General features: G+C 46.1%; 20 protein-coding genes. 14 read left to right on the top strand and 6 right to left on the bottom strand.

Translation table 11 applies throughout. The features are described 5' to 3' along the window. Positions 1-31 precede the first annotated feature (31 nt). The 3 genes from ORJ00_RS13060 to ORJ00_RS13050 are packed head-to-tail and all read left to right on the top strand — an operon-like array spanning position 32 to position 1,986. The gene (locus ORJ00_RS13060; RefSeq protein ID WP_306140069.1) at positions 32-1,507 is read left to right on the top strand and encodes an amidohydrolase family protein; all 1,476 of its coding nucleotides are present in this window, start codon (positions 32-34) and stop codon (positions 1,505-1,507) included. 41 nt (positions 1,508-1,548) lie between these two features. Beyond that, positions 1,549-1,704, top strand: coding sequence for a hypothetical protein (locus ORJ00_RS13055; RefSeq protein ID WP_306140068.1), 156 nt, complete (start codon positions 1,549-1,551; stop codon positions 1,702-1,704). A gap of 3 nt (positions 1,705-1,707) precedes the next feature. Then, a complete protein-coding gene (locus ORJ00_RS13050; protein ID WP_306137720.1) occupies positions 1,708-1,986 on the top strand; it encodes a superinfection immunity protein in 279 nt (92 codons plus the stop codon). 14 nt (positions 1,987-2,000) lie between these two features. Here ORJ00_RS13050 and ORJ00_RS13045 read toward each other — a convergent pair whose 3' ends face one another. Continuing rightward, positions 2,001-3,068 (bottom strand): MBL fold metallo-hydrolase, encoded by a 1,068-nt coding sequence (locus ORJ00_RS13045; RefSeq protein ID WP_306140067.1) that lies wholly within the window; start codon positions 3,066-3,068, stop codon positions 2,001-2,003. Positions 3,069-3,195: 127 nt separating this feature from the next. Then, positions 3,196-4,980 (bottom strand): coiled-coil domain-containing protein, encoded by a 1,785-nt coding sequence (locus ORJ00_RS13040; RefSeq protein ID WP_027669480.1) that lies wholly within the window; start codon positions 4,978-4,980, stop codon positions 3,196-3,198. A 166-nt stretch (positions 4,981-5,146) separates the two neighbouring features. On the opposite strand from ORJ00_RS13040, the gene ORJ00_RS13035 reads away from it, so the two are divergent. From ORJ00_RS13035 to ORJ00_RS13020, 4 genes are all read left to right on the top strand, one after another. Next, a complete protein-coding gene (locus ORJ00_RS13035) occupies positions 5,147-7,132 on the top strand; it encodes a DNA topoisomerase III (protein ID WP_306140066.1) in 1,986 nt (661 codons plus the stop codon). A 69-nt stretch (positions 7,133-7,201) separates the two neighbouring features. Further along, on the top strand, positions 7,202-7,960 hold the full coding sequence (locus ORJ00_RS13030) for a peptidylprolyl isomerase (protein WP_027669478.1): 759 nt from the start codon (positions 7,202-7,204) through the stop codon (positions 7,958-7,960). Positions 7,961-8,152: 192 nt separating this feature from the next. Next, positions 8,153-8,851 (top strand): nucleotide-binding protein, encoded by a 699-nt coding sequence (locus ORJ00_RS13025; RefSeq protein WP_027669477.1) that lies wholly within the window; start codon positions 8,153-8,155, stop codon positions 8,849-8,851. After that, positions 8,808-9,128, top strand: coding sequence for a hypothetical protein (locus ORJ00_RS13020; protein ID WP_027669476.1), 321 nt, complete (start codon positions 8,808-8,810; stop codon positions 9,126-9,128). Before ORJ00_RS13025 ends, ORJ00_RS13020 begins: the two co-directional genes overlap by 44 nt. A gap of 14 nt (positions 9,129-9,142) precedes the next feature. Here the strand turns inward: ORJ00_RS13020 and ORJ00_RS13015 are convergent, their stop codons facing one another. Both ORJ00_RS13015 and ORJ00_RS13010 read right to left on the bottom strand, forming a co-directional pair. After that, a complete protein-coding gene (locus tag ORJ00_RS13015) occupies positions 9,143-9,565 on the bottom strand; it encodes a DUF3010 family protein (protein ID WP_306140065.1) in 423 nt (140 codons plus the stop codon). Positions 9,566-9,579: 14 nt separating this feature from the next. Beyond that, on the bottom strand, positions 9,580-9,942 hold the full coding sequence (locus ORJ00_RS13010; protein WP_027669474.1) for a hypothetical protein: 363 nt from the start codon (positions 9,940-9,942) through the stop codon (positions 9,580-9,582). 269 nt (positions 9,943-10,211) lie between these two features. On the opposite strand from ORJ00_RS13010, the gene ccoG reads away from it, so the two are divergent. The 3 genes from ccoG (at position 10,212) to ORJ00_RS12995 (ending at position 13,437) form a co-directional block, all read left to right on the top strand. Beyond that, the gene (gene ccoG, locus ORJ00_RS13005) at positions 10,212-11,639 is read left to right on the top strand and encodes a cytochrome c oxidase accessory protein CcoG (protein WP_027669473.1); all 1,428 of its coding nucleotides are present in this window, start codon (positions 10,212-10,214) and stop codon (positions 11,637-11,639) included. Continuing rightward, positions 11,639-12,634, top strand: coding sequence for a serine/threonine protein kinase (locus ORJ00_RS13000; RefSeq protein WP_306140064.1), 996 nt, complete (start codon positions 11,639-11,641; stop codon positions 12,632-12,634). Before ccoG ends, ORJ00_RS13000 begins: the two co-directional genes overlap by 1 nt. A gap of 152 nt (positions 12,635-12,786) precedes the next feature. Then, a complete protein-coding gene (locus ORJ00_RS12995; RefSeq protein WP_027669471.1) occupies positions 12,787-13,437 on the top strand; it encodes a thiol:disulfide interchange protein DsbA/DsbL in 651 nt (216 codons plus the stop codon). A gap of 66 nt (positions 13,438-13,503) precedes the next feature. Here ORJ00_RS12995 and ORJ00_RS12990 read toward each other — a convergent pair whose 3' ends face one another. After that, positions 13,504-14,367, bottom strand: a complete 864-nt coding sequence (locus ORJ00_RS12990) for a DUF817 domain-containing protein (protein ID WP_027669470.1) — start codon at positions 14,365-14,367, stop codon at positions 13,504-13,506. A gap of 98 nt (positions 14,368-14,465) precedes the next feature. On the opposite strand from ORJ00_RS12990, the gene ORJ00_RS12985 reads away from it, so the two are divergent. Both ORJ00_RS12985 and ORJ00_RS12980 read left to right on the top strand, forming a co-directional pair. Beyond that, a complete protein-coding gene (locus tag ORJ00_RS12985; RefSeq protein WP_306140063.1) occupies positions 14,466-15,005 on the top strand; it encodes a DUF6942 family protein in 540 nt (179 codons plus the stop codon). Then, positions 14,998-15,468, top strand: coding sequence for a hypothetical protein (locus ORJ00_RS12980; RefSeq protein WP_306140062.1), 471 nt, complete (start codon positions 14,998-15,000; stop codon positions 15,466-15,468). The genes ORJ00_RS12985 and ORJ00_RS12980 overlap by 8 nt, the downstream gene beginning before the upstream one ends. Here ORJ00_RS12980 and ORJ00_RS12975 read toward each other — a convergent pair. Further along, on the bottom strand, positions 15,465-15,851 hold the full coding sequence (locus tag ORJ00_RS12975) for a DUF4920 domain-containing protein (RefSeq protein ID WP_305976895.1): 387 nt from the start codon (positions 15,849-15,851) through the stop codon (positions 15,465-15,467). The genes ORJ00_RS12980 and ORJ00_RS12975 overlap by 4 nt on opposite strands. Before the next feature lie 163 nt (positions 15,852-16,014). Between ORJ00_RS12975 and ORJ00_RS12970 the strand changes: the two genes are divergently transcribed. Beyond that, positions 16,015-16,614 (top strand): peptidoglycan recognition protein family protein, encoded by a 600-nt coding sequence (locus tag ORJ00_RS12970; protein ID WP_305976896.1) that lies wholly within the window; start codon positions 16,015-16,017, stop codon positions 16,612-16,614. A gap of 53 nt (positions 16,615-16,667) precedes the next feature. Continuing rightward, a complete protein-coding gene (locus tag ORJ00_RS12965) occupies positions 16,668-17,009 on the top strand; it encodes a hypothetical protein (protein ID WP_305976897.1) in 342 nt (113 codons plus the stop codon). Positions 17,010-17,060: the final 51 nt, after the last annotated feature.

Raw genomic sequence — 17,060 nt, 5'->3', positions numbered from 1 at the left:
AGCAAATACAGAAAATAGCAGGAGCCTTACCTTGAAAACAATAAACTTGAAAAAATCATTACTTGTCTGTTTGGTCGCAGGTTTTTCATCGCAGCTGGTGCTGGCAGATAATTTAAGCGCTGTTCAGCAAGACACGGTGCTGTATCACAACGCTACCTTGCTAAATCCGGCAACTGAGCAACAGCTTAACGACGGTTGGTTGTTGGTAAAAAATGGCAACATAGTGCAAATGGGGCAGCTTCAGGCAGATGCCGGCTTACCTGAGGCGGCAAATCAGATTGATTTGCAGGGCCAATATGTCATGCCTGGCTTGATTGATGTTCACCTGCATTTGACCGCCGGCCCACCACGGGTGGTGATGCAGGACGGTAAGCCAGCACTGACATTGCAAGGCAACAGTGAAATGACCCGTTATCACGCCATCAGTACGCTTGCCACCGGCGTGACCACGGCTTTTAGTCCGGCGGGCGACGCGGCTGCGAATGCTGAGTATCTGCGTCAACAGCAATCAGGGAGTTGGCCTGGGCCAAAGCTCAGCTATGCCGGTTATATCTTTGAACCCACGCCGATTTTAGGAGGCTCTGTACATCCGAAAGATGAAGCCGGTTGGCAGGTAGAAATAGCTAGCCAAAAAGAGCAGGGGGCCGATTACATCAAGCTTTATGCGGGTCTGAGTAAAGATGAGGTGGCAATGGGCGTGCGGCTGGCTAATGAGGCAGGCTTGAAAACAGTCGCGCATCTGGACAGTGTTAGTTGGCAGTACGCGGCAGAGCTCGGCGTTGATATATTAACCCATGCTCTGCCAACCAGTGCTGAGCTGTTAACCGGGGCATCTAAAGTCTCTTATCTTGCTGAAAGAAAAAATCTGCTTAATCAGCGATTTATTTACAGCTGGTTCCAGCATGTAGACTACGACAGTGAGCCAGTGCAGCGATTGATCGGCAGCTTAGTTAAGCAACAAACCCGGATTGATTTAACGTTGGTTGTTAATGAATTGTTATATTTCGCCCGCGAGTTAGACGCGCTTTATTCTGAGGATGATATGTGGGTATTTCACCCACAGATGCGCAAGCGTTGGCGCGCAACGATGGCGGCGCCAAGTTATGACTGGACAGCAGAAGAATTTACTACTGCGCAGCAGCAACTACCAAAAGTACAGCAATTGTTTAAACGTTTATTTGACGCCGGCGTGCCATTAGCCATCGGCACCGACAGTGTAGCCAGCGGCCCCTTTTATCTGCGTGAATTACAACTTAGCCAGGGTGCAGGTTTAACGAACTGGCAAATATTGCAACTGGCTACGATAGGCGGCGCCCGCCATCTGAACCTGGCTAACACCGGCCAGCTTGCACCAGGCTTTGTTGCTGACTTTATTGTGATGCGAGCTAATCCGCTTACCAATCTTACTGCGCTAAATACTGTGCACACCGTGGTGCAGCAAGGCCAAGCCCACCCTGTTGAGGCGCTAAAAGCTGAGCTGGCCAACCTAAGTAACACTGAACTGTAAATCTGAACTTAAAACACATTAAACCAAGCGAGGAAATAACCATGGAAACCTTACAACAGTTAATAACACCATTGACAACCGCTTGGTACCAGGTCGATAGCAACGAGTTAGTATCTTTCGGCATCTTTTTTGCGGCAATGTGGCTGATTGCCGTGGTGCTTGAAGCTGCAGTTAAAAAAGTAACAAACGAGGACTAAAACATGGAAACTATAAACCACTTTATCGCCACCTTCAGCACGGCCTGGCAACAAGCTGATGTACTGTTTTTAGTTGGCTTTGGTCTGTTCTTTTTAATGGTGTGGTTTTTACCCAGCCTGCTAGCGCTGGCGTTTAACCGCCAGCATTTTGGCAAAATTGCACTGCTAAATATTCCGGCCGGTGTTTCCTGGATTGCCTGGCTGGCGCTACTGGTGTGGGCCGTTACCGGAAAACTCAGCAATAGGCTGGCCACTAAAGCCCGGTTAAAACCGGTGCTGTAATTCCCAGTGCTGCGTTACAGAGCAACACGATCGCCTTCATTTAAAATCAGCAGCGGCACCTTACTTTTTAGCCGCTGCTGCATATGCAACAACCGCAGCAGTGGTGAGTGTGAACTGTGATCTCCCATCTGCCAGCTGGCATTGCCGTACCCCCAGGGGATCATCACTTTACAGCCCAATTCTTCCGCTACCATGAGTGCATCTTCTGGTGTCATATGTACGGCGCGGTAATTTGGCCCATGGTAAGAGGCTATGGGCAGCAGGCAAATATCAATAACACCATACCTTTGCCTTATGTCGTTAAAATGCTGTGAATAGCCGGTATCACCGGCAAAAAATAGCTTTTTATCGCCGTGTTGAATTAGCCAGCCTGCCCACAATGCTTGGTTTTCATCACTTAGGGTACGGCTGTTAAAGTGACGTGCCGGTACAGCATCAATGGTTAGCTTGCCCTGTTGCGCGCTGCTATACCAAGCCATTTCAGTGACTTGATAGCCGCCGTTTGGCATGTATGCTGCCATACCGTAGGGCAAATAATAATGAGCGCTGGTGCCAATAAGTTTAATATCGCGGGTACTAAAGTGGTCATAGTGCAAATGCGAATACAGTACAGCATCAGTGGCAGCCAATTGTTCTGGGCTAAGCTCAGGCATAGTAGGTCGAGCCTTAGTGCCAAAGAGGTGTGCAGCCCAGTTAACTGGCCAGTCAAACTGACCGGTTACCGGGTCTAGCAAAAGTTGCTGACCGTCTGGTGTATTAATACTGAAACTGGCGTGCCCTAACCAGTGTACGCTAAAACCGGTTTTTAACTCCGGTGATGCTTTAGCGCCGGTATAGCGACACTGCTCTGCTGGCGTTTGGCACTCTACTAACGGGTGAGGTAAGTAGCAATCCTGCTCACAGTTAGCAGGGTACGGAATGTCGCCGCGGTACATATTTTGAAAATAGGCTTTATTTTTTACGATATCGGCGGCGTTATCTGGTATTCCGTTAAGCTGTTGCACGGTATTTGATGTGCTGCATGCGCTCAGTAGCATTAAACTACCCAGGAGTGTCGTTGCGAGAACGAATGTCAACTTCATGAATAATCCTGTAGGTTCAACTAAGTTTGGCGCGGGGTGGTTACAAGTGCAGAGTGAATAAATTTAGCCGTTACCGGGCAATATGCCCGGTAGTGGTTTTGTATAACGTGCAAGCAATAAGGCTTAGTTAAGCGTTATTAAGCTTTTTCTCCAGCTTTTCAATTTTTTCCTGAGCCTGTTCGCGGTAACGCGTTAAGCGCTCAATGGTTGACGCGGCATTGTCTTTTACAAAACTAACTTGTTGTTCAAGTTGGGCTCTTTCTTTCTTCAGCTTTTCTTTTTCCAGCTGAATATCGGCAACTAAATCACGCTGTTGCTGTAATTCTTCGCGTAACTGGCGAATGACCTCGCGTTGCTCCGACTGATGACCCGCGGTAATAGCACTTTGCTCTTTTAACATGGCATTGTTGGTGCGCAGCTGTTCCAATGTTGCCTGAATATCTTGTGAGTCATCTATTTCAGTAGACTGCGCTTTTTGCATGGCATCTAACTGTTCTTGCGCTTTAACGGCATTGTCGCGCTGTACGTCAGCTTCACGGCGAATATGATCAAGCTCTTTATTCAGCTCGCTAATTTGTGTATTAAGCGCATCTAACTCTTGCTCTTGCTGTGTAATTCTGGCTTGGGCTTCATCGTTATTGGCTTGCGCCTCAACAACTACGGTACCTTCTTGTTGCTGTACCTGCTCTAGTTTGCTTAGCGCCTGGTCACGTTCAGCGCTCAGCTGCTCAACCATTTGCTGCGCGCTTGCCAGTTCTTGCTGTGCAGTCTCAAGATCAGCTAATAACGCGCTATTCGCTGAATTGTCGGCTGCGGATGCTGTGGGTGTAACTCCGTCATCCTGATCATTCAATGCTCGTTGCGCTTGCTCTAACTGAGCTTGCAATCGTTTATTTAATGCTACTGCCTGAGTTTCGGTCTTGGTTGCCTGCTGAAGTTTATTTTCAAACTCACTTAACATTGCCTCGAGCTCTGTAACATCATGCTCGCGTGTTTGTAAGTCTTGCTGTAACTTTTTGCTGGTTTTATGTGCAGCGGCTAACTCTGCTTTAACTTTTTCTTCGGCTTGCTCCAGCGCTTTCAGCTGCTGTTCTGCTTGCTGTGCTGCTTCTAATTTGGCTTTTAACGGTTCTAACTCTTGTTCGTTAGCCGCCAGTTCATCTTGCAACTGCTGAAGCTTTTGTTGGTTAAGCTCTTGCTCGCCTTGCAGCTGTTGTTCCAGTTCATCTTGTGACTGTTGCAGGCTGATTATTTTTAACTGTAACTGTTCTGCATCTTGCTTTGCTTGCTCAGTTTCTTGTTTCGCGGCAGCCAGGTCTTGCTCAGCTGTCTGTAGCTGTTGTTGTACTTGTTCAAGAGCCGTTTTCTGAGACTGCAGTTCTAATTCGGTCTGCTCAATAGTATCCAGTTGTTGCGACAATTGCGATCTGGCGTCATCCAGTTCCTGCTGCTGCGCTTTACCTACAGCCAATGCCTGGTCGCGTTCTTCTATAAGGCTAGAGTACTTTTCGGCTTGAGTTGAAAGCTGCTGCTGTTGCTGCTGCAAACTGGATTCTAACTCCGTTTTGCGCTGTTGCAGTTGCTCAACTTCCTGTTGTAACTCTCGGTTGTGTTCAGCCGCCAACACTTCAGCTTGCATAGCTTGTTGCAGTTGCTGATTTAGCTGGTCGGTTAATTTTTTCGAATGCTGGGCGGACTCGCGCTGAAACGCTGCGACAAAATCTTCACTAAACATGCTCTCACCAGTCGTCGTTGGTGGCGCTACATTGGCTTGTTCATTCCGCCATTTTTGGTAATGCACTACCAAACTGGCTTGAGCACCAGGTACTTGAGAAATTAAATAATCTAATGAAACAGGCTTGCCTGTTTTATGCAGTTCATCACAGATCTTCTTAACTTCACTATATTGCATCGCTCTACATCCAACTGACGGGGGTGAAAACCTAAAAACTACTGGCTTATACTAAGCAATCATTCTATGCACTTTTTTCTTAAAACCAACTTTTAATTACATTTTTTTTGCATCTTAACGTTCAAACAACTAAAGTACTGTTTAAAATTACAGTTGTGATGCCGCAATGAAACTTTATATCGCCGAAAAACCCAGTTTAGGCAGAGCCATCGCTGCAGCATTGCCTAAGCCACAGTTTAAAGAGAATGGCTTTATCCGATTAGCCAACGGTGACGTCGTTAGTTGGTGTGTTGGCCACCTGTTGGAGCAAGCTGAGCCACATGATTATAGTCCGGATTTTAAACGCTGGCAGGCAACGCAATTGCCTATAGTGCCGGATAAATGGCAATTAAAAGTTCGGAAATCAGCGCAGCAGCAACTGAATGTAATTAAAAAACTGTTAAAACAAGCAGATAGTGTAGTTCATGCCGGAGATCCTGATCGAGAAGGTCAATTGTTAGTTGATGAAGTTCTTGCATTTTGCGGTGTAACGGGCGAAAAATTAGCCAATACACAACGCTTATTAATTAACGATCTTAATTTGCCCGCGGTGAAGCGAGCGTTAACGCAGCTTAAACCTAATAAGGAGTTTGTCCCGTTATCGACGTCAGCATTAGCGCGTAGCCGGGCTGACTGGTTGTATGGGCTGAATATGACCCGTGCTTATACTCTGCAGGGGCAAAAAGCGGGCTATCAAGGCGTGTTATCCGTCGGGCGCGTGCAAACCCCATTATTGGGCCTGGTAGTAAAGCGGGATAAGGATATAGCAGACTTTATCGCTAAGCCGTTTTTTCAGGTTATAGCTGAACTCGAGACGCAAGATAAGCAGCAATTTTCAGCATTGTGGCAACCCAGTGCTGCCTGCTTGCCCTGGCAAGATGACGCAGGCAGGGTGTTGTCAAAAGCGCTGGCTGAAAAAGTACAACAAAAAATCAGCGGTGAAACGGGAGTAATTAGTAAACTAGAGCATAAAGATGGCAAACAGGCTCCACCCTTACCGTATAACTTATCGACATTACAAATAGATGCTGCCCGCCGCTATGGTATGACAGCGCAGCAAGTGTTGGATACCTGCCAGCAATTGTACGAAAAACATAAATTAATTACTTATCCGCGTTCAGATAATCGCTATTTACCTAAAGATCAGTTGAAGCAAGCCCCAATGGTATGTCAGGCCATTGCTAACAATGACTCTGAGTTAACAGCCGTTGTGGCATCAGCAGACATGCGTTTGGTAAGTAAGGCGTGGAATGACGCCAGAGTTGAAGCGCATCATGCCATTATTCCAACAGAAAAGCGTCAGTCTGTCACTCAACTAAGTTTAGCGGCACAGCGGCTGTACCAATTAATAGCCCGACAGTATATGGCGCAGTTTTATCCTGCATTTTGTTATAGCGATACTCAAGTTGATGTCACCCTGGCTGGCGGTTGCTTTATAGCTAAAGCCAGAACACAGATTCAAGCAGGATGGAAATCGCTGTATCGCCGTGAGAATGAAAATTACCAGGATACGGATAAAGCAGAACAAGCTTTGCAACAAACTGCATTACCCAAGCTTCAGCTTGGGCAGCAACTGGTTTGTGTGGGCAGCCAAATGTTAGAAAAGCAAACCAAGCCAGCGCAGGCATTTAATGATGCCAGTCTGTTAAGTGCTATGACAGGCATTAGCCGCTATGTTACCGATGCAACTATCCGTAAAATATTACGTGACACTGATGGATTGGGAACCGAAGCAACGCGTGCTGGGATTATAGAGCTACTGTTTAAACGAGGCTTTTTACGCCGGGAGGGGAAAAATATACATGCTACGCAGACTGGCACGGCTTTAATCAATGCGTTACCGGTGCAGGCAGTACTGCCTGATATGACAGCACGTTGGGAAGCGGCTTTAAATGCCATTTGTCAGCGCCAGCAAAGTTATCAAGGGTTTATGCAGCCTTTGGTTGCACAATTGACTCAGCTGGTCACTGAAGCTGCGTTTGTATTGCCAAGCGGATTACCGATGGGGCAACCCGCGCGCTGGAAACGTAAAAAACCAGCAGTTGGGAAAAATGGCAAAACCCGTTCTCGTCGCACCAGCAGTGACGCTGGAACAGCTGGCAAACGTAATTAATTGTTACTTAGCTGGATTTTACTTTGGAGCTTGTTTTATGCTGCAGCGCAAATTGCGGAGAGTATCATTATGTCGATAAAAGCGGTAAATGCACTGCTGGTAAGCCTCGTGTTAGGCTGCAGCACCCTGGCCCAGGCTACTGTTGTAGAAGTTACCACCAACGTAGGTAAGTTCGAAATTAACCTTTATGATGAGTCAACTCCGGTGACAGTACAAAACTTCCTGAGTTATGTGAAATCGGGACGGTACGATGGCACTGTGATCCATCGTTCAATACCTGGCTTTGTAATCCAGGGTGGGGGATTTAAGTTTGATCAGCAATTGCCATTAAAAGCCACTGCGACAAACGCGCAGATTGTCAACGAGCCAAAATGGTCAAATGTGCGAGCCACTATTGCGATGGCAAAGCAGCCGAATAACCCCAACAGTGCGACGAATCAGTGGTTTGTTAATTTAGCTAATAATGCAGCAAATTTAGATCAACAAAACAGTGGTTTTACCGTATTTGGTCAGATCAGCAGTACCGACATGGCGGTTGTTGACGCTATTGCTGCGCTGCCTCGCTACAATTTTAGCGGTATCATTGATTTGCCACTGCGTAACTATACTAATTCCGACCGGGATGATAACAAGCCTCTTGTTGCGGACAACCTTGTGACGATAGAAACGATGGTTGTCGTTGATGAGCGGGTTAATACTGTTGCAGGTTTGACACTGGTACCAAATACCGCACCGCCGCCAACTAACCCTGACGACAGCAGCGGTGGTAGCTTTGGTTGGTGGTTGTTCCCCCTAAGTATGTTACTGTTTAAACGGCGTATGCGATAGCCAGATTGAGTACCAACCCAACGGAGCGATAAGCTCCGTTTTTGTTAGTTATCGTATTATTCTGTTCTAAAGCATCTGGTTAGCTAAAAATCTTTCTGTAGTTTTACTGGTCAAGTTTACGATGTCATCTACACTTATCTCACGGCACAATCTGAAACAGGTTCAGCCATTGTAGCGATGAGGGACAGCCTAATGATCTTGTTAGTTGGTGGAGAGAAAGGCGGCAGCGGTAAAAGCTGTCTGGCGCAAAACATTGCAGTGTACTTTTCCCGTGAGCGGAACGCTAACGTCATGCTAGTGGATTGCGATCCGCAGCGCACCTCATCTGATTGGGTGCAAGAGCGGCATACAGACGCAGAGTTGCCCTGGATTAACTGTGTACAGATGTATGGCAAAATTCGTTACGAATTAAAAAGCCTGGAAATGCATTACGACGTGGTGATTGTTGATTGTGGTGGTCAGGATAGTGTGGCGCTTCGATCTGCAATGGTGGTCGCCAGTCATGTTGTCTTGCCGTTGCGGCCAAAACGTCGTGACTTAAAGACCTTAGAACATCTTGAAGACTTGGTTAGTGCATGTAATGTAGTAAACCCGGATATGATTGTCGGCTGTGTTATAACCCAATGCCCATCGCTGCCTAATCAGGCCGGGCGCATTCTGGAAGCGAAAGAAGTTTGTAAGTCATTCAATATTCGGGTGCTTGATGCCATTACTTATAATCGCAATGCCTATGATGATAGTGAAGAAAAAGGCTTGTCAGTGATGGACGTAGAGCCCAATGGCAAAGCGGCGCAGGAAATCCGTGATATAGTGACTGAACTACTGGCAATGAAGGCGATACAAGAAGATGGCGCTGACCGATCTGAAGAAAAAGTCGCAGCCGCACGGTAAACCCGGTTTTACGGCAGACGAATTTATTGATGATGCTAACAATTATGCGATGGGCATGCCACGTATTGTTAGCATGCGTCAACCTACTGCAGAAGAAGTTGATGACACCACATGCTTACCCATGCGTCATGCTACGTTTACCCTAAGCCAGGAGGCGATAGAAGCCCTTACAGAATTGAGTTTGGCAACAGGTGAGGCTAAATCAAAATTAATCCGCAAGCTCATTTTACAAGCCAGCAAACCGGTTAAGCGGCAGCTGGCTAAAAAGAAAAAGTGACGCTGCAATAAAGCCTATTTAGCTAAAAAAGCATATCCGGCAAGAAATGCCGTTTCCTGAAACACTTTTAAGCCCGTGTCTCTAAAATCTACCGGCAGGGGATATCGTTTAATTTTTTCTTTCAACTGTGTAGCACTAATAATACTGCATTCGCAGCCAGCAATAAGTTGTAGCGCAGTTTCAATTTTAAAACCAACAGCACCGCCTGCAAATTTGCCCTTTTGTGGGCGCTCTTTAATAACTAACTGAGTAATTTGGTAATCTTCAATAAACTTGGCAAAGGTGAATTGAAAATGCCGCATTTGTTGTTGATCCTGGTCTTTACTCAGGGCGAAACGATTTTGCCGGCAATCGGGCAATTCGAACAATCCGTCTTTTAATGTCATCAGGCAGATAATAGTTTCGCTGCCCTTAATCTCTATTCCGCAGGTGCGCATCAGGCGTCCTTTACTTAAGGTTTAATCAAATTTTGATAATGTTTTTCAATAACTGTACAGCTTTGCTTTAGTGGGTCACCAAACAGTATGGGGTTAAAATCTTTGTTAATACAAAAATTACGGCGAAACTTTTTCAGGCTGTCAATGGTCTCACTGGACTTGTCCAAATAGTCACGTTGGCTATCACCCCACTCCTCGGCTAAAGCGAACAGCTCCTTACGTGTTTTACGTAGCACAGCCTCTTTACTGTCACCTGCAGCAGCAATGTTATCTTCTATAAGTTCCAATAGCTGCTCTTTATAAGGTCTAAGTAAGCTGCTATCAGAAAAGGTGATAAGCAACATTACAATAAGCACTAACCATAAAAACTTCTTCATTGTTTTGGGTACTCCAAAAATTACTAAGGCTATTGTATAGAATCGTAACGCAGTCTGCATCGATGCGGTAATGATATCTGTATATTGTAAACCTTGTTTGCAGTTAAAGTTGAATTCGTAAACTTAGTTTGCACTTTCGCTGTGGGACAACTAACAAATTCACCGGTAAAGTGCTGCGGCATGGATATTGCTTTGCTTCAGGTCAAAAATTACCGTGCGCAAGCTGTTATACTTGGCAGCACGTGCAATTGGCAGCATCGGGGTTATCAGTGGAACACCAGAAAATAGATATAAAGAATATTCCCGTACACGTGGAAGTGCATAAACCCGAATCGGCAAAAGCAGCAGCTTATAATCCACGGGACCGTATATACGTGCGGGCAGTTAAAGGCTTACACCAGGCCATTCGTCGTTACATGGGCTTTGTGTTTATGGGCCTGTTTATGTTGCTGCCCTGGTTAACGTTCGATGGGCATCAGGCTATTTTATTGAATATTACTGAACAAAAGTTCAACATATTTGGTTTAACGCTGTGGCCACAGGATTTCACCATTCTGGCGTGGATTTTTATCATCGCCGCTTACGCATTATTTTTTATTACCGCATTTTATGGTCGGGTGTGGTGTGGCTATTTATGCCCACAGTCGGTTTGGACTTTTATCTTTATTTGGTTTGAAGAAAAAATTCAGGGTACACGTAATCAGCGGATGAAATTGGATGCCGATCCTTGGTCTGCCAGTAAATTTTTAAAAAAAGCGGCGACGCATTTTTGTTGGCTGGCGTTTTCGTTGTTAACGGCTCTTATTTTCGTTGGTTATTTCACCCCGGTAGATAAGCTATTTATTGAGTTTTTCACCTTTCAATCTGGCTTCTGGGCCGTCGTAACAGTGTTGTTTTTTACCCTGTGCACCTATGGCAATGCGGGCTGGATGCGAGAAATAATGTGCACCCATATTTGCCCTTATGCGCGTTTTCAGTCCGCTATGTTCGATAAAGATACCTTTACGGTAACCTACGATGAAAAACGCGGTGAAAACCGGGGCCCGCGCAGCCGAAAAGATAAAGACTACAAAGAGAAAGGGCTTGGCGACTGCATTGACTGTAACTTGTGTGTACAGGTATGCCCCACGGGTATCGATATCCGCAATGGTTTGCAGTATGAATGTATTAACTGCGGTGCTTGTATAGATGCGTGCGACGATACCATGACCAAGATGGGCTATCCTACCGGGCTCATTAGTTATACCACTGAACACAGCTTAAATGGCAAGCCTACGCGGATATTACGGCCAAAACTGGTGGGCTATCTATTTATACTTATTGCAGTGTGTGCGGCATTTGCCTGGACGCTATACAGCCGGGTGCCGCTGGAGATGAACATTATCCGTGATCGGGGCGCTTTGTATCGGGAAACCAATGACGGATTAGTAGAAAACACCTATACCTTAAGCATTTCTAATAAATCACAGCACAGCGCGGTGTTTAATCTAAGTGTTAATAACGTGCCTGGCTTGCGTTGGATTGGTCCTGAGCAGGTTACGTTACTGGGCGGTGAAACCACTAGCGTGCCAGTAAGCCTGGCACTGGATCCGGATAGCACTGACGCTCATTCGTTAGAAATGACGTTTACCGTACAACAGCAAGGCGATACCGGTGTACAATTGCAGCAATCGACCACGTTTTTCCTGGGACATTGATGACGGCTTTTGATTTCAGCACGTTACAGCCAGACCTATTGCTTGATGCCCTGGCAGATAAAGGCTTGGATGTAAGTTCGGGTTTAACCGCCTTAAACAGCTATGAAAATAGGGTGTACCAGTTTAGTGCTTACCGCGATGGGGCTGCACTGCCAGAAAAATTTGTCGTAAAGTTTTACCGGCCGCAGCGCTGGACCATGGAACAATTGCTGGAAGAGCATCAGTTTGCCTATGAGCTGGCGAACGCAGATATACCCGTTGTTGCCCCACTGCAATTTAGCGGCCAGTCATTATTACAGTATGGCGGATACCATTTTGCTGTGTTTCCCAGCCGTGGTGGCCGTACGCTTGAAATAGACAATGATGAACAACTTGCCATGTTGGGGCGATTTCTTGGCCGTATGCATCAGGTTGGCAAAAGCAAACCCTTTAGCCACCGCCCCCAATTCAGTGTCGAAAGTCATTTGTTGCAAAGTCAGCGCGAACTGCAAAGCTTAGCGCTAATTCCAGCTTATCTACGTCCTGCATTTGACACCGCCCTTGAGCATGTTATTGCACTGTGCGTTGAGCAATATAAGCCGAAGCAGCTTATTCGATTACACGGTGACTGCCATGCCGGTAACTTGTTTTACGTTGATAAGGGGCCGTTCTTTGTTGACCTGGACGATTGCCGTATGGGCCCGGCGATACAAGACTTGTGGATGATGTTATCCGGTGATCGCCATCAGCAGCGTGATACATTAGAACTGATGCTGGAAGAATATGAACAGTTTTGTCAGTTCGACCCTTCCGAGCTTAAACTGATTGAGTCTTTACGCGCCATGCGTATGGTACATTATATGGCGTGGCTGGCTCGTCGTTGGCAAGATCCTGCATTTCCAATGAACTTTCCTTGGTTTGCAACAGACAAATACTGGGAGCAACAATGCCTGGCATTGAAAGAGCAGTTATTTTTACTGCAGCAAGCCCCACTTTCGTTAGTGCCATGCTACTGAGTTTTTGTTAAGCTGAGCTGCAGTTATAATACGTTGCGCGGAAGCGAATTTCGTAGATGGTCTGCGTAAGTTGATGTTTTAAATAACCTAAAAGAAGTGCAGTAGAAGCTAACGGGCTTTTGCTGGCGAAAGATGCATAAGGGATAGTACTGATGAAGAAATTTTTTGTAGCCTGCTTTTTAATGGCGGCGTTGCCACTGACTGCATTCGCTGATGCCAAGTTTGAAGAAGGCAAACATTATGAGGTTATTGCCGAGCAAGTAACACCTAAAGCCGAAGTAAAAGAGTATTTCTCTTTTTATTGTGGTGGCTGTAATGCATTTGAACCCGTAGCACAAAGCGTTGCGCAAAAACTGCCAGAAGGCGTTGAGTTTAAAAAGTCGCATGTAGATTTTATTCGAGCAGCCTCGCCTGAGCTGCAAAATACTCTGGCGCGTGCATATCTGGTAGCGAAAAAACTGGGTAAAGGCGATAAAGTGGCCAGTGCTATTTTTAATCAAATTCACCGCTACCGTGCACCTTTTGCCAATGAGCAGGAAATTCGTAGTTTAGTGTTATTGCATGATATCGACGGCGAAACCTACGATAGCGCGATGAAAAGCTTTTCAGTTCGCGGCGCAGCTAATCAAATGAAAAAAGAGCAGGACGCTTTATCAGAAAGCCGGGTTCTGTCAGGAGTACCAATGTTGGTGGTTAATGGTAAATACAAAATCATTAACAAAAGCTTAGGCCAATCCAACATGGAAGCGGAACTGGTCGACTTGATTAATTACCTGTTAGAAAAAGACGCTAAAACAAGCTAACCTGAGCTATTGATTGGTCAGCCTAGATAAAACGCCTCGAATACAGAGGCGTTTTTATTTTGTGCTTTAGCGGGGCACATCAATTCGCCGCTTAACATATTTCAGCTGCGCCACTATGGTAAACGTCATAATCACCAGCAATGACCAAGAGCTCCACTTACCCAGATGCACAACCGACCAGGCCCCAAGTTGATTAGGGTAATTCCATAACCCCATAAAGGTGCTGATGTTTTCTGCCAACCAGATAAAAAAGCCCACTAAAACAAAACCCAGTAGTAACGGCATGCTGCGCTCGCGATCCAGCGGGGTAAAATACACCACGCTGCGGGCATATAAGCCCAGTGTTGCAGCAGCAATGTACCAACGGTAATCACCGATATAATGATGCGTAAAAAAATTAGTATAAATTAATAGCGCAACCACTACTGCCATCCAATACGGCGGGTGGTGCACTACCCGTTGCTGCAATAAACGCCAAATCTGAATAATATAACTGCCGACAGCAGCATACATAAAACCGGCAAACAAGGGGACGCCGAATACTTTACTGTAAGCAAAGTCTGGATAGCTCCATGATTGGATAGCACCTGAGGTTTTAAAAACCTCCAGCGCAAAGCCCACAAGATGAAACAAACTAACCGCTTTTAGCTCGTCTACGGTTTCCAGTTTGCTCCATACCATCCAAAATTGAATTAACAATGCCAGAACCAACAGCATATCGTAACGTGGTATGCCCATAATACCGCTGCGAGGCACCAGTAATACCGAGGCAAAAAACAGTGCGACAAATAAACATGCCCGCGCCTGCTTCAGACCAAAAAACCAAAACTCCCAGCAAAAGCGGGTAAAACCGACAGTGTTCGCGGGCGGGGCTGCCTGCATTAACCATTGATCCAGCCGGTTAACAGTGGCAGTAGAAAAGGCTGACATAAGGTTCCTTGGTGTTGTGAAAACGGACACTAAGCGTTTTAAGGCACAGGCGAAGCGTTATGTTAAAGTGATTGCCTGAATTAACGCTGACTAACACTATGATAACCATGCCCATATTAGCCAAAGGTTTTGGCGATGCCAACGCCGGTATCCGCGTTTATATTGCTAAACCACCGCCAATGGCGGAGTACGGTAACTTAGCAATGGTGCAACCTTTGCACAGTAGCGAGATCGCGCTGATAAACCAAGCCTGTGGCAACGGCTGGCGTAAGGTGTTTAATGTCTACGCCAAGATGTTATTTGCATTGAACCCAACGCAGTTTTCTTTTTCACAGCAGGCCAGCAGTTGGCAGCAGTATCGCGATACGTTTTTACTGCAGGGCGCCAGCAGCACGGCGCTATTGTTTAGCATGCCAGAGGTGCCGGCATCAACGAAAACAGTACATATTATTGCCGGGCGCACTCACGCCAAGGCGTTACTGGACGCCGGCCTAGCAGCACAGCTGAGCTGGCTGAATAATGAGTTTGCTGTCGATCAACACAACCGGCTGTTAGTCTGTCCTTATTTTGACTACCGGCAACTAAACAATGAAAAATTGGCTTTTCTGGCACAGCTGATAAAGGCTTTAGATGACTAACGTGGATTTGACGACGCAGCTGCAAAAAATCAGCGGCTTGTTGCAGCCATATCAGTTTGGTATTGGTGGCAGCTGCCTACTTTGGCGGCTTGGACTAGAAACTGAACCAAAAGATATTGATATCGTCTGCACAGAGCAGGATTTTAAGGCCATTTTCCAGGTGTTATCCGCCGAATTTCAGCAGCAGTATAGTCCTGCTCATCCGCAGTATGTGTCTGCGCATTTTGCCCGTTTCAGCCGGGCTGGTTGGCCGGATATCGAGTTGATGGCGGGTATAGCGGTAAAGCGAAACAATGCAATAGTCAGTTGGACCTTTAAGTCACAGCGCTGCCACTGGCAAGATAACATCTGCTGGATGCCTCCGGCAGATTGGTTACAGCTTTATCAGCTGTTTGACCGGCCTCAGCGGGTGGCGCAGTTAAGGCGCTATTTGGTGCGACTGCGCTTAAACAGCCTGAGTTAATCGGCAATTTCTACCGCCGTGGGCACTAACTGATAGGCATCCGGCTGATCTTCACCTTGTGGCCATAAATTTACCGTGCCAGTGGCATAAGCGGTTTTGCCTTTCGCGCTTAACGGAAACACCATCTCACCATCACGCACTTTAATCCTAAACGGCGTAGTTGTGTTATCGGCAGTAAACTTCATCCAACAGCCTTGCTTAGAACATACCGAATCAACAGTGCCGCTAATGGTAACGACCTTATCCAAATAGCTTTTAGGTTGTGTTAGCAATTGTTCTACCGGCATTACTGCGGTTTTATCTACAGCTTCCCCAAACACTGACGCCGCTTGGGCTGTTATCAACAAACTTACAGCCAGTAGTGTAAAAACAGGTTTTAACATAGCTCATCCCTCCAGTGGTCAGGCTATTGTGGCGTATCAATAGCCAAAATCAAATAGATAATTTCTGACTTAATATGTACTAAATGTAAATTAAAGGTGTTAATTTGGTGTTTTTTAGGCTATATCTGATGCTAAGTTTGTTTAGCCGGGTTTGGAAAACGCAATGTCTACAATAGATAAAGATGGCATGTTGATTGACACAAAAGTAACGTTAAAACGTTACACCAGTATTGAACATGGTGATTTGGCCAGCGTCTGTGCCGTTGTTGTACATCAAACCGATGCCCCTAGCGCACAGCATACCTTTAATGGCTATAATGCCGGCGGCAATGGTGCGCATTTTCTTATTGCAAAAAACGGCGATATCTATCAAACCGCCAGTACAAAAAAACGATGCTATCACGTTGGTCGCTTAATCAAGTCTAAGTGCTTAACACTTAACAAATCCACTTGTGACAGTACCGAAATGGCAAAGATATTGGCAAAATCATGGAGTGCACAAATTAAAGCGATGGACTCACACGAGCGGTTAAAAGCGTACCCAGAGCGTTACCCGGTTAACTCAGATTCTGTCGGCATTGAAATTGTAGGTAAGCACATAGACGACAAGCAGTATGAGGCGGTGACACCCGCTCAGAACGAATCATTAAAATGGTTGCTTGGCGAATTGTATCAGCACTTTTCGTTAACCGGCAGCGATGTATATCGTCATCCTGATGTGTCATACAAAAACCCAGGTGAAGCCAAAGGGGCAAGTTGGTGAGGCGGGTGATATTTACAACGGCTGCTAGCATAATACTTGCCGCTTGCGGCATTATGTCGCAGCCTTTTTCTGTTGCCCAGTTAAGCGAACTTTATGTCGCCGATTTTGTTTCAGACGCCCCTTTGCAGTGCCAGCCGTCAGATGTAGATTTAACTAATGTAGAAGCGATGCAGTTTTTCCGTCAAGCACGGGAAGTTGATTATAAAATTCTACACGACCACTATAATTTTGCACCTTGCGGTATAGAGGGCACATTACGCTATCAGCAGCAAAGTTGTGACTGGAAAATTAACGCCGGTGCAACCGGTCAAATCAGGTGTGCTGACACCGTACGTTATTTCGCCTGTGATGATTGTGAACAACTCTTCGTTAAAAAACCGTCTGCGTTGTTATAAGCCTTCCTCAAGAAATTTAAGCGCCTGGCGCAACGGCCGCTTTTCCAGGCA

Origin of the sequence: Rheinheimera baltica (genome assembly GCF_030731985.1) — a bacterium.
Classification (GTDB): Bacteria; Pseudomonadota; Gammaproteobacteria; order Enterobacterales; family Alteromonadaceae; genus Alishewanella; species Alishewanella baltica.
Note: the sequence above shows the minus strand (reverse complement) of the source record. Positions and strands in the feature narration are given on the sequence as shown.